The sequence below is a fragment of the Paraburkholderia sp. GAS206C genome, from assembly GCF_050435645.1.
GTDB classification, from domain to species: domain Bacteria; phylum Pseudomonadota; class Gammaproteobacteria; order Burkholderiales; family Burkholderiaceae; genus Paraburkholderia; species Paraburkholderia phenazinium_B.
In genome coordinates this window covers 94892-107857 of the sequence record NZ_JBNDKR010000004.1, presented here as the reverse complement: position 1 = coordinate 107857, position 12966 = coordinate 94892, and the positions used below count along the sequence as shown (strand labels likewise).

Annotated in this window: 13 protein-coding genes; 11 read left to right on the top strand and 2 right to left on the bottom strand. The window is 61.8% G+C overall.

From position 1 onward, the window contains the following. The first annotated feature begins 56 nt into the window (after positions 1-56). From P3T20_RS12710 to P3T20_RS12660, 11 genes are all read left to right on the top strand, one after another. Complete coding sequence (locus tag P3T20_RS12710; RefSeq protein ID WP_429287016.1) at positions 57-2699, top strand: type VI secretion system Vgr family protein; 2643 nt, start codon at positions 57-59, stop codon at positions 2697-2699. 2 nt (positions 2700-2701) lie between these two features. Further along, positions 2702-4708 carry a phospholipase D-like domain-containing protein gene (locus P3T20_RS12705; RefSeq protein WP_429287015.1) on the top strand — a complete coding sequence of 669 codons (2007 nt, stop codon included), beginning with the start codon at positions 2702-2704 and terminating at the stop codon, positions 4706-4708. A 3-nt stretch (positions 4709-4711) separates the two neighbouring features. Then, positions 4712-5992, top strand: coding sequence for an SEL1-like repeat protein (locus tag P3T20_RS12700; RefSeq protein WP_429287014.1), 1281 nt, complete (start codon positions 4712-4714; stop codon positions 5990-5992). Between the two features lie 4 nt (positions 5993-5996). Further along, entirely contained in the window at positions 5997-6218 is a 222-nt protein-coding gene (locus P3T20_RS12695; RefSeq protein WP_074264483.1) for a hypothetical protein, read from the top strand. A gap of 66 nt (positions 6219-6284) precedes the next feature. Beyond that, positions 6285-6593, top strand: coding sequence for a hypothetical protein (locus tag P3T20_RS12690; RefSeq protein WP_429287013.1), 309 nt, complete (start codon positions 6285-6287; stop codon positions 6591-6593). Positions 6594-6753: 160 nt separating this feature from the next. Next, positions 6754-8031, top strand: coding sequence for a DUF6396 domain-containing protein (locus P3T20_RS12685; RefSeq protein WP_429287012.1), 1278 nt, complete (start codon positions 6754-6756; stop codon positions 8029-8031). Then, entirely contained in the window at positions 7998-9566 is a 1569-nt protein-coding gene (locus P3T20_RS12680) for a toxic anion resistance protein (RefSeq protein ID WP_429287011.1), read from the top strand. Before P3T20_RS12685 ends, P3T20_RS12680 begins: the two co-directional genes overlap by 34 nt. A gap of 1 nt (position 9567) precedes the next feature. Beyond that, the gene (locus tag P3T20_RS12675) at positions 9568-9990 is read left to right on the top strand and encodes a hypothetical protein (RefSeq protein WP_429287010.1); all 423 of its coding nucleotides are present in this window, start codon (positions 9568-9570) and stop codon (positions 9988-9990) included. 30 nt (positions 9991-10020) lie between these two features. Continuing rightward, the gene (locus P3T20_RS12670) at positions 10021-10905 is read left to right on the top strand and encodes a heavy metal-binding domain-containing protein (RefSeq protein WP_429287009.1); all 885 of its coding nucleotides are present in this window, start codon (positions 10021-10023) and stop codon (positions 10903-10905) included. Between the two features lie 24 nt (positions 10906-10929). Then, positions 10930-11769: a heavy metal-binding domain-containing protein gene (locus tag P3T20_RS12665; RefSeq protein WP_208297107.1), complete on the top strand. Its 840-nt coding sequence runs from the start codon at positions 10930-10932 to the stop codon at positions 11767-11769. A 184-nt stretch (positions 11770-11953) separates the two neighbouring features. Beyond that, entirely contained in the window at positions 11954-12253 is a 300-nt protein-coding gene (locus P3T20_RS12660; protein WP_074264489.1) for a DUF4148 domain-containing protein, read from the top strand. A gap of 50 nt (positions 12254-12303) precedes the next feature. Here P3T20_RS12660 and P3T20_RS12655 read toward each other — a convergent pair whose 3' ends face one another. Then, entirely contained in the window at positions 12304-12462 is a 159-nt protein-coding gene (locus P3T20_RS12655) for a hypothetical protein (RefSeq protein WP_167379385.1), read from the bottom strand. 90 nt (positions 12463-12552) lie between these two features. Next, the gene (locus P3T20_RS12650) at positions 12553-12825 is read right to left on the bottom strand and encodes a DUF4148 domain-containing protein (protein ID WP_429287008.1); all 273 of its coding nucleotides are present in this window, start codon (positions 12823-12825) and stop codon (positions 12553-12555) included. Positions 12826-12966 lie beyond the last annotated feature (141 nt).

Genomic DNA, 12966 nt, shown 5'->3' with positions numbered 1-12966 from the left:
TGTAGTCCTGCTGAATCAGGCCGCGCCTCTCAAACAATCGCAAGGAGGCCAGGCCAATGACAGACCTGCAGGGCGCACTTCAGGTCCTACCGGGGCGACAGGCGTACCACCTCGACGTACCCGGTACGGACAGCGCGGCGGCGCTCTCTGTGGTGTCGTTCGAGGCCACCGAGAAGATGGGTGCACCGACCGAGGTGCGTATCGTATTGACCCACCCGCAACAGCTTGCGCGCTCCGAATACCTGAGCCGTGACGCGTCGTTTGTCATCGTGCTGGACGATGGACCACCCCGGAAATTCTCCGGCTTTATCGCGCGCTTCTCAACGATCCAGAACACGAAGGACTACGTCAAGTATGAAGTCGTGTTGCAGTCGCATTTCGGGCGGCTGGCAGCATTGACCCGAAACAGGATCTTCCAGCATGGTTCAACGCCCGAGATTCTGGCGGAGATGTTGCGCGGTCACGGAATGCTTGAGCACCAGTTCAGTTTCCGGCTACGCCGCCAGTATCCGAAGCATGCTTTTCGCATGCAGCACGGCATGAGCGACCAGAATTATGCCCACATGCTGCAAGAGAAATCGGGCATCTACAGCTATATCCAGGAGACGGAATACGGCGACCAGGTGGTGTTCGGGGACGACGTAGATCATTACATTTACGACGAACCGCAACGCGTCGTGCCGTACCGCGAAGCAGCGGGACTTGAGGCGTGCGGCGTCGAGGCGGTGACGGCGATAAAGACGCACTCCGCGACGGTGCCGCAGTCGTTCATGGTCGCGGATTACAACCCGGAGCAAGCCTGGGAGCGTTTGCGCGACACGTCCAACGTTGCGCCCAGCGATCCCACCACTTACGGCCAGTCCTATATTTATGGCACTCACCACCTGGACCAGGCGGGAGCGAAGTGGGAAGCGCAGCTTCGCCACGAAGCGGCCATCGCCTGGCAGGTGGTCTTTGAAGGCGACAGCAACGTGCTGAACTTGCAGCCGGGGCGCGTGCTGGAAACAGATCTTGTTCTGCCCGATGCACCCAAAGGCCAGTTGATTGTCGAGGTCACGCACAGCGGCGCGCGCGATACGCCCTACTCGAACAGCTACAAGGCAATCCCCGCTGACCGGCGCTTCCGTCTCAGGCTCGAGACGCAAACCTGGGCCAAAGTGACCGGCACGCTCAGCGCACGCGTCACCAGCCCGGACTCCTACAAATACGCATACGTAACCGCAAACGGCCACTATACGGTGCGTTTTGATGCGGACTTCGAAACGTGGCCCAACGGCGGAGAAAGTGTTCCGCTGCGCCTCGCGAAGCCGTTCGCGGGCAAGCTGCAAACCGGCATGCACTTCCCGGCGCTGGACGATGCCGAAGCCGTGATTACCTGCCGCGACGGCGACCCGGACAAGCCCGAAATCGTTGCGTTCCACCATCACAGCCAGGCGCGCGACCTGGTGACGAATGACCGGCGCTGGCTCTCACGGAATGTGATCCGCACCCAGGCGAACAACAAGATCCGCTTTGAGGACTGGGCGGGCCAGGAAGGCGTCAAGCTCAGCACGGAGCATTCGGGCAAATCGCAACTGAATCTCGGCTACCTGGTTGACAACAAACTGGAAAAGCGCGGCGAAGGCTATGAGCTTCGCACATCCGGTTACGGAGTGAGCCGTGCAGGTAAGGGAATGATGGTCACGGCATATGACCGTCCAGGCGCGAGCGGGAATCAGCTCGACATGCAGGAAACCATCGCACAACTGGAAAGCGCGCTGGCGACTGCGAAGGCGCTGGCAGCATCGGCGCAAAGCGCCAAGGCAGAGCCTGCCGACACTGATGCGCAGAAGCAGATGATGGAAGATTTCGACGGGCTGAAGAAGCCGGGTCTGCTGATGAGCACCCCGGCATCGGCGGCTGTTGTCGCGGCCGGCGGCGTGCACTTTGCGGCGCAGGACAGCATCAACGCTGTAGCCGGGAAGAACGCCGACTGGAGCGTGCTGAAACGCTTCACGGTCGCAGCGGGTGAAAAGATTTCGCTGTTCGCGCAGAAGTTCGGTGCCAGGATTTTTGCGGCAAAGGGCCCCGTCGAGATTCAGGCGCAAGATGGGCCGATGTCTTTCATCGCGGACAAAGATCTCGACCTTGCCAGCGTCAATGGAAAGGTCAACCTGGCGGCGGCAAAGGAGATCATCCTGGAATGCGGTGGTGCGTTCGTCCAGATGAAGGACGGTAGCATCACCCTCGGTGGTCCTGGCGATCTGTTCCTCAAGACGATCACGGTGCAGAAGAAGGGCAAGGCGTCGCTGAACATGCCGCTGGACCGGAACCACCCGGCGCTCGCCGGTCTGCCGACCATACCGCTTACCCTGGATGCGGCTGGGTCTCCGGCGGCAAGGACGGCCGTGCCAACCGGCATGCCGTACAAGCTTTTTGCTGATGGTTCATTGATGAAGCAGGGCGTGTTCGATGAAACAGGCCTGATCCAGATCGATCACCATCCCACCACGCATAAGTACACGCTGCAACAGGCTAATGGCGTGACGCATGACATCCCGGTTGCAGAGAATTATCGCGGTGATGCCGTCAACGGCGCACTGGCCAATCAGGGCATCCGTTTTCATGAAGGTCTGCCGGGCGCCAGGTCCGGTACTGTCGATCGTGCCGAACACCGCGCCAGTTACAACCCGCTGCTCAACCCTGATACGGACGCCTGACCATGAAACAGCAGAGCGCTACCACGCCGCTCGCGCTTTCCTGCACGCGAAGCGCAACGCTCACGTCCCCATGGTTCGTGCAGCGCACCGAATACAACCCCGCGCTGGCCACCTACCTGCCGCTGGTGAATGGCGAGACGGCCTTCGCGGCGGTGTTCGACGCCATACGGAACGCGGAGCACAGCATCGATATCCTGTGCTGGGGTTTCCAGCCGTCCATGTATTTCAGACGGGGCAGCGACGCGGCGGGTTCGCCGTCGATCGGTGAACTGCTCGAATACAAGGGCCTCGAAAAACCTCACATGAGGATCCGGCTGCTGGTCTGGAGCGACTCACTGCACGTGGCGTCCTTCTCGGAAGACATGATGCCGGGCAATCACGGGCCAGTCGGGCTGGCGGGGGCTGCACAGGACGGCCGCACCCACGCGCAGCGGGAATTCGACCAGCTCTGGTACTGGCGGGCCAACCGGAACAATGTCACGCGGATGTCGGCCGGGACGAGGGTCAATCCGTTCCCCGCAGCGAAATCGGTGGTGACCACGGCATTGAACGCATTGCCGGGCGCGCCAAAGCCGCTGACAAACATTGAATTCGCCACGCGCGATTTCGATCTGAGGGAGCGGGCCGAAATCGCCTGGCGCACGTGGATGAGCGGCCCGGCGGGCGACCCCACGCTGAGAGAGCGGAACACCGCGGCGATGACGGCGGAGCCCTCGCATCACCAGAAGATGGTGCTTGTCGACTACGAGCTTCCCGAGCGGGCCATCGGGTTCGTGATGGGGCACAACACGCTGGATGAATACTGGGACCGGGACGATCACACCTGGCTGCGGCAGGCGCCGCGAATGGGGCGCAACGGCCTGCATCCGCGGCAGGACATGTCCGCGAAGGTGACGGGTCCGGTCCTCGAGTACCTGAACGAGAATTTCTGCGAGGCGTGGGACGACGCGACCGGGCAGAACCTGACCCAGGCGCGGGCGGCGCTGGCTTGCCGGCTGAAGCTGCGCGCGGATCACGGTACGCCGGTGATGGCGCAGATCCTTCGCACGCAGTCGCAGCACGGCAAGGACGGCACGAAGGACATCGCGTCGCTGTACCTGCAGGCGGTGAACAACACGACGAGATTCGTGTACATCGAAAACCAGTATTTCCGTTACATGCCGGTGGCCGACAGGCTGCGGGAGAACGTCAACGCGCAGATCAAGTGGGGGCGCAACCCGGCGAAGCATGGTGAGGTGTATCTGTTCGTGGTCACGAACTCGAACGACGACGGCATCGGCCGCGGGACAGTGAGCAGCTACCAGATGCTCGCGGCGCTCGGATATGGCGACCGGATGCCCGGGGTCGAGACACTGGAGAAGAACGACCAGCTTACGCAGCAGGAGCAGACGCTGGAGAAGCAGCTTGCTGACGAACAGGCGGCCAGCCAGCGCGCGATGATGCAGGGCGCGGGTTTCTCGCAGATGCAGGGGCTCGCGAATTACCTGCAGGGCGGCCAGCTCCGGCAGGCGGAAATCGGGCAGCAGCTGGAGCAGACGAGGCAGGAGAAACGGCGGGTGGCGAGCGTGAGCCCGGACGGCATGACGAAGGAGGGAGAGCTGGTGCCGCCGCAGGATATGCCGGGGATGAAGGTGCTGGTCTGCACCCTGGTCGCACCGGACACGCCTGCAGGCAAGGCGTGGGATTACGTCTATGTCCACCAGAAGCTGATGATCGTCGACGACGTGTTTACGACGCACGGCTCGGCCAATGTCAACCGGCGCAGCATGGAGGTGGATAGCGAACTGAATATCTGCCATGAGCATGGCGGCCTGACGTCCGCACTGCGCAAACAGATGTGGGCGCTGCATACGAACAATCTGGGTGCTCAGGATGATGTGTCGCAAGCGTATTTGAAATGGAGCGACATCATTTCTCGGAACACCAAAAGACAGAGCGCAAAGCGGGCTCCGATCGCGTCCCTCGTAGGTTTCCTGCGTACCTCGCCCACACGCACTTATGAGGATTGAACCATGAGACGAGGCATGCTTGCCGCCCTGGTGGCGGCCCTCGCCTGCGCCTGTACCAAGGAGAACCCATTGGCTTCACTACCCAGCATGAGCGCCGTGCGCGCGAATCTCGCCTTTACCTGCGTACACGAGGACGACCACCTGCCGCCGCTCGATCCCGATGCGGACCAGCTGTTCAGATACGGCCGCTGGCTGCAGAAGCAGGATGGCCCGAAGGACTTCAGCGATATCGCGCGGTATTACCGGATCGCGGCGGCCCACGATCACTACAAGGCCAATACCAACCTTCAGCAGCTGGTATCGACGGGGCTGGCTGATTCGCCGGATGCACCGAAAGAGACGATCGACCTGGCAGTGCAACTGGTCAAACAGGGCGTGCCGGGTGGCTACTACGACATCGCGCACTACCTCGAACTCGGGTACGGGCTGAAGCAGGATAGCGTGACGGCCTTGCGCTATTTCCGCAAGGCGGCGGACCTGGGCAGTCCGGACGCGCAGTATTACCTCGCGGAGAAACTGTTCCCGGTTGACGCCGCACCTGAGGTTGCGCTGCAGATGTACCGGTGCTCAGCGGATCAGGGGCATGGCAAGGCCGCGACCTCCCTGGCTATTGGTCGTATGGACGACGAGGTCTACACAGAAGCACTCAAGGCTTTCCAGCAGGGCGTCATGGCGGGAAGCCGCCAGGCCGCATCGTTTCTTGAAAATGGCTTTGCGGTAACTCCAGAAAACCGGGTGCTGTATTACCTTGCTGTCCAGAACGATCCCGAACGCTCGCGCCGCTACAAAATGATCGGCAAATTCCTCGACAGGAACGAAGGTCTGAACCCGAAAGTCCCCGACGCTGACCAGATCGTGCCACTGCCGCCGGCGAAACTACCGTCGTGGGACGGCACGTTCCAGTGGGAGAAGGAACAGGCCGCAGCCGTGGCGCCGCAGAAGCCGTCCCATGCGCTGGTTGAAAGGCTGGCCCGCGAGAAGAGCCTCGACCCGGCGACAGGGCTTCGGGTCAGGACCGCGCACGAAAAGGAACTGGAGAGCCGCGTGCCGCTGGGCACGCTCGTTCGCCCCGGCGAAGTCTGCCCGCAGGACGGCGTGTGGTGTGTCCGGGGATTTGCTTCGGTCAGCTACGACGCGACGCGCCGTTTCAGGAAAGGCGAGACGATGCCGGCACTCGCCCTGGAGGATCCCCGCCCCATTCCTGGTCTGGACTGGCTGCTCGGTATGCGCGTATACCGCACCACTGAGGAATGGAGCCTCAAGGCATACGTCGACGAGGCATAAAGGCGTGAGTCCGGGCGAACATGCGCCGCCCGCTATTTCATCATCGGGCGGCGCTGACGCGCCGGATAGCCTCGAGGCAACGCGCCGTTTCAGCAAGGGCGAAACGATGCCGCATCTCGTCATGGACAATCCCCGTCTCATTCGGGGACTGGACTGGTTGCCTGGCATGCGCACCTGCACGTCCGATAGGGCATGGGCCCTGGCGGCTTACCTTGATCTGGCGTAGGACATCGGGCTCGTCCAATGTCAGTGGAAACTTTTCGCGTCCGCGAATAAACGGGAGGAATTGAAAATGATGGCAATGATCCATGCGCCGATCTGGATGCAAGAGCTGGTCACTTTCCTCTTTAGTGTGGAAGGCTGTGTACTGCTGGCCTTTATTGCATCGATCCTGCTCGGGCCCCGCCGGTTCAGGGCCAACACGTGCCGGCTCGCGTCGGCGCTGGGCGGCGGGGCCTTGGCGGGTGGCCTGGTCGCGTTCGACGGGCTTGGCTTGCCAGTGCTCGTGGCTGTGGCGATAGGCGGAGCGGTGGCCGTCCCCTTGCTTCTGAGCGCGCGGGTGCACCGTTTCTGGTGCTGGGCCTTTGCTCGCCGTGCATAGGACGGAAGGACAGAAAGGCAGTGGGTGCGGCGCTTACGTATCAGCAATGGAGCCGGATCATTTCAGGAAACACCAGATACCTGGGCAGTAAGCCACCCCGTCGGCGTTCCTTGCGGATTTCCTGCGCACTTCTCTCAAACACGCTTACGAGGATTGACCCATGAGACGAGGCATTCTTGTCGCCCTGGTGGCGAGTCTTGTCTGCGCCTGTACCAAGGTGAACCCTTTGTCTTCGCTACCTGACCTGAGCGCCGTACGCGCGAATCTCGCCTTTACCTGTGTGCATGAGGCCGACCATCTGCCGCCGCTCGATCCCGATGCGAACCAGCTGTTCAGATACGGCCGCTGGCTGCAGAAGCAGGACGGTCCAAAGGACTTCGACGATATCGCACGGTATTACCGGATCGCGGCGGCCCACGATCATTACAAGGCCAATACCAACCTTCAGGCGCTGGTGTCGACGGGGCTGGCTAATTCGCCGGATGCACCGAAAGAGACGATAGACCTGGCAGTGCAACTGGTCAAACAGGGCGTGCCGGCCGGCTACTACGACATCGCGCATTACCTCGAACTCGGCTACGGGCTGAAGCAGGATAGCGTGACGGCCTTGCGCTATTTCCGCAAGGCGGCGGATCTGGGCAGTCCGGACGCGCAGTATTACCTCGCGGAGAAACTGGATCCGATTGACGCCGCACCTGAGGTTGCGCTGCAGATGTACCGGTGCTCAGCAGACCAGGGGCATGGCAAGGCTGCGACCTCCCTGGCGATTGGTCGTGCGGTAGACAAGTTCTACGCCGAAGCAGTCAGGGCTTTCCAGCAGGGCGTCATGGCGGGAAACAGTCAGGCCGCGTTTTCTCTGGAAAATGGCTTTGCGGTAACGCCGGAAAATAGAGATATGTTTTATTTCGATGTCCAGAACGATCCCGAACGCTCGCGCCGCTACAAAATGATCGGCAAATTCCTCGACCGCAACGAAGGCCTGAACCCGAAAGTCCCCGACGTCGACCAGATCGTGCCACTGCCGCCGGCACCGCTACCGCCGTGGGACGGCACGTTCCAGTGGGAGAAGGAACAGGCCGCAGCCGTGCCGCCGCAGAAACCCTCCGATGCGCTGGTTGAAAAGCTGGCCCGCGAGAAGAACCTCGACGCTGCGACGGGGCTTCCCGTGGCACCCGTCAAAAGTGCGAAGGCTGAGCGCGTGCCGTTGGGCACGCTTGTCAGCCGAGGCAATGTTTGTCCGCAGGACGGCGTCTGGTGTGCGGAGGCATTCGATATGTATAGCCTCGAGACTATGCGCCGTTTCAAGAAAGACGAGACGATGCCGCAACCCGCCCTTAACGATCCTCCGTCCACCCCTGCCGTGAACTGGCTCCCAGACATGCGCGTACATCGTACCGATGCGCAATGGATCCGCAAGGCTTACATCCACGATGCTTAGCGCACAGCACGCGTGACGCGTACCAGGGCACGGACAACCACACCTGGCTGCGGCTGGCACCGCGGACGGGGCGCGACGGCCTGCATCCCCGGCATGACAGGTCCGCCAAGACCCCGCGCGACCGGCGATTTATTGCACAACAGCCTGTTCTCGACAGACCGGTTCAGGTTTATGCTGTTGGGCCATCGGGGACGTTATTTGCCTCTTTATGCGCTTCTTCATTCGCCACCCTAATTACCGTCCGGCTTCCCATGAGCGATCCCAATTCAAAAGATCCGTCCAGACCCACCGAGCAGCCGCTGGATCTGGCGGCCTTCCTGAACGCAGCAGACGAGCCCGCTGAAGCCGGCGCATTGCAGGTCGCGCCCGAGCCCGCCACAGCCACTTCCCATCTTCCCGTCGAGGTGCTGACGCCGATGGCGCCCGCAGAGCGGCTGGTCGACCTCTCCTCGCTGGCGCCGGAACAACGTGCGATCGCCCAGAAGCTGGCCGACGGCATCCGCTTCGACGACACCACGACCACGCTAAGCTTCGTCGATACGGCCTTGCAGCCGCTCGCGCTCGCGTCACGCCGCCTGCTCGCCGATACCACAGTGGGGGAGGCGGGCGAGATCGGTCGCATTGCCGCCGCTGTGATCGACGGCATCAAGATCCTGCGTATCGAGGAGCTTCAGGAAGAGGCGCGTGAAGTTGCGCCCAAAGCCGTCGGCTTCCTCAGCAAGCTGGGGCGCCTGGGCAAGGTGGCGCACAGCGCGGCCAAAACGTTCCAGGAAAACCGCAAGCAGTTTCTCGGTCTGATGGACGCGGAGGAGGCCCGCGCACGGCGCGCCAAGGCTGATCTGATGATCACGATTCAACAGCTCGACAAACAGTCGAAAGCAGTGCGGCAGGGTGTCAGCAGTCTGTCGATCGGCATTGCCGCGATGCAACTGGCATTGGAGCGTGGCGTCAGCGAAGCGGAACAGCTGCGCCAGGTGGCCTTGCGCACCAATACGGCAGGCGACGCCGCCATCGCCATGGACTACCGCAACACGCTGGGCAATTTCCGCGGCAGGATCAGCGATCTTCGCGAAGCGATGATTTCCGCGGCGACGCTGATTCCGTTGATTGCGTCCAACCGCAAGGCGGCCGAGACGCGAGTGAGCAAGCTCACGACCGGCATCATGGTGACGATTCCGCGCCTGATGGCCGTGGCGGCGCAGGCCGTGGTGCAGGCCGACACGCGTCGCGCTGGTGAAGAAAGCGAAAAACTCGACGAGGCGGCCCGCCGGATCACCGAGCTCGCGGTGCAAGGCGCACATGACGCGGCGGTCGATGCCGCGCACAGCCTGGGCGGCGACCCGCGCAACCTGGAATCGTTGGCGGCAGCGGCAACCCAGTCGATCGAAACGATGAAAGAAGTGCTCGCGATCGAGCAGCAGGTTCTCGCGCAAGATCGCGAGCGCGAGCAAAAGCTGATCGAAGTGCGCAACAAGCTCGTAGAAGGCATGCGCGGGGTGCAGGCCCAGGCGCTCGCCGCGCCGCCGGGAGCGTGACGTGTCCGAATCCAGATCCGACCTTGACGGCGGCCTCGCCGCGGGCACGTCGCCCTTGAGCTTCGACCTTGCTGCCGCATGGCTGCGCCACGCCGAAGCCGATCGCGCCGGCTTCCTCTCGCGCTTCGCGTTGATCGTGTCCGAGGCGTTGCCGAACCATTCGCAGGTTCACCGCGTCCGGCACGGTTTGTTTCGGAAAACTGAGGAAATTGTCGGCGTCTCAGTGGCGTTCGACAACGAGACCTACACGATGCGCCTCAGAGACGGCCGGCACCTCGCGACCGAGATCGAAAAGAAGGTCAAAGGCGTTGTGCTGTCGACCCGCGAAATCGATCCTCACACGTGGATGGCTGGCCTGATGACGCAGGTCCACGAACGCACCGAGAAGGCGCGCGCAATGGCCGAGCTGCTGGCCGCACTCTGATCCACTCGAACAATTACGCAGGAGATGCCGATGGGTTGGCTGACTTCGCTGTTTGGTTCCAGCAATAGCTCCAATACGCCGCGCGGCCCGGCGCCGGATTTCTTCGACGCTGACGGCGTGCCGAACATGGTGCACCAGCGTCTCGCGGATTCGAAAAGCGGCACGCTGCCGTGGGTATCCACGCTGACTGCGCCAGAGATGGCCTTGGCACGCAGCCATGGCCTGAGAATGCTCGCGCCGATCGCGGCAACGTGCTGGATGCACTACGGATTTTCGTGGACGGAAGGGCACGCGCAGGGTTGGCGCACTGCCATCAAGCGCCTGCAGGCGGAAGCAGTTGCGCTGGGCGCCAACGCGGTGATCGACGTCAGGATGGTGACCGTCGACCTGTACCTTGAAAACAGCATGGATTACTCGCTGGTCGGCACGGCGGTGCGTATCGAAGGCTTGTCGCCGAGCACCGAGCCCGTCATCTCGACCGTACCGGCGCTGGAATTCATGCAGTTGCTGGAGGCGGGCATCATCCCGGTGGGCCTTGCCGTCGGCGCGCGTTTCGAGTGGAGCAACGGTCCGCTCGACACCGGTGGCGGCTGGTGGGGCAACCAGCCTTTGCTGCAGACCACGGCGTTCTGGGAGCGGATCCGCCGCCACGCTCACGCCGATCTTCGCGCAGACGCGGCTCGCCAGGGTTCGGGCGTGCTTGCGCAACTGCAGTTTAGCCAGCTGATCCGTCTGGAAAGCGAGTCGAGGAATAACCCGCTGCTGGGCCGGCACATTGTGATGGGCACGGTGGTCGATTGCCCGCGCGGCGTTCCCGTACCTCACGAAATCGAATTCGTGCTCGACTTGAGCGACAAGCGCGACAACCTGCGTTCCACTTCCGAGCACCACAACGCCTATAGCGACGGTATCTGAACCTTCTTCTCCTCAGGGAAAAACATGCCTGAAAACACGATGCAAGACGTCACCGCCCAGCTTCCCGCGAACGCCAAGGCGCGCCTTCAGGGGCTGCGCAGCGCGGCCCATCCGACCTCGGTGTTCACCTCCGACCTGTCGGTCAACGAGTTCCTGCTGGTTCGCAAGGCCGGCTTCGAGCCGATCGGCCTGTGCGTGGGCAGCAGCATCTATCACGTCGGGATCCAGTACGGCTCGTGGAACAAGAACCAGGAACTGGAAGTGCTGTCCCAGGCGATGTACCACGCTCGCGAGCTGGCGATGTCGCGCATGCGTGAGGAAGCCCGTGGCATGGGCGCAGACGGCATTGTGGGCGTGCGCCTCGAGATCAAGCATGTCGAGTGGGATGCGGACATCCTGGAGTTCGTGGCGATCGGCACAGGCGTTGTCCACAATCACGACACCAAAGGCTTTCGCGCTCACGACGGCGGTCCGTTCACCTCGGACCTGTCAGGTCAGGACTTCTACACGCTTCTGAATTCCGGCTACCGGCCCATCGAGCTCGTCATGGGCAGTTGCGTGTATCACGTCGCGCATCGCGGCATGCTGAAAGCGTTCAACCAGGCCGGCCGCAACGTCGAACTGGAGCAGTTCACCCAGGCTATTTATAGCGCACGCGAACTGGCGATCGAGCGCATGCAGATCGAAGCGCAAACTGCCAAGGCCGAAGGGGTGATTGGCACGATGATCCACGAGAAGTCGTATCGCTGGGAGAGCCATGTGATCGAGTTCTTCGCCATCGGAACGGCTGTGGCGCCGTTAAATGTGGAAATCGATGCAAAGGATATTCCTGCGCCCACGCTTGTGCTGTCAGTGAATGACTGATGGGGAATGTGACGTTTGCATGAAGCAATCTTCATGGTGATGAGTCCGCGTTTACGCGGCACCGGGCTATTCTGAAGACATCGGGCAATCGTGGATGGACGAGTCGAAGCATCTGGATCGTTAAGACTCCTCTATCAATCGGGAAGCCTGAATCTTTTAATAGTCCGTCTTGTCCGGAGGCACCATGAAACTGCATCTTCATGCCATCGCATCCACCATTCTGATGACCGCAAGCGTCGCTGCAATGGCGGCACCCACACTCACGCCCCAGGAATGCAACGATTATCCGTTCGTGCAACCGGCGGGTGATCTCACCCACGCGCAAGTCATGCAGAACCTCAAGGAGCTCGAGGACGTCGGCTATCGGCCCGCCCCGGCCGATCCGTACTATCCGCGCAGAATCGAGCGGGCGGAGAAGAAGCTGCAGGTCGAATACCGTCGCGATTGCATGCACGGTAATCGTAGTGGCAACATCAACGGTTGATGCGTCGCCGGGGCCGCGCTACGCGGCCCTATGCGTCGCCTGCAAGCCGTCTATGAGCCAAAGAACGGCTGGCAGAAGTCAGGTGGTCCCATGCAGTCGCCGGGTCCGTTAGGCGATGGATGCAGCGATGCGCATCCGCACAGCGTCGCGCCAGCCGCGACAAAAACAGCTAGCCGCACGATCTTGATGGTCAAGCTTCGTAGTTTCATGGTTCCGCCAGTTTTACAGAGAGGTGCGCGCGCACCGGCGCACCCGTTGGATGCAGCGCGATGCGTAACCGCGAGAGGACATCAGCGTCGTTAATGGTGTGCGTAGACCGTCTTGTTGAGGTAGGCGAGTTGCCCATCCTGCTCGGCATGCACGAGTTCCTGATAAACCTCGGCGCGCGTCTTGCCGGCGACCGGCTGACCGTACGGCGCCACCCATTGACCGTCTTGCGGCTGTTGCTGAGCGACCGTCATGGCGCTGCTGGAATCGCTAGCGGGAGCGCCGTTTTGCGAGGAGGTCGTTTGCGCAAACGCTGCGCTGGTTACGAATACGCCGGCTAATGCGGCAAGCGTCTTGAGTTTCATCGTTTCATCTCCATGCGTATATGGCTTTAAGCGGCCCGGCGATACAACGTAGGTGTGCTGCGCCTGTTGCTGCGTTTGCTGCTGTATTTGCCGCTGTATTTGCCGGTTAGATACAGAATAAAGCGGGCGATTTATCGCAGC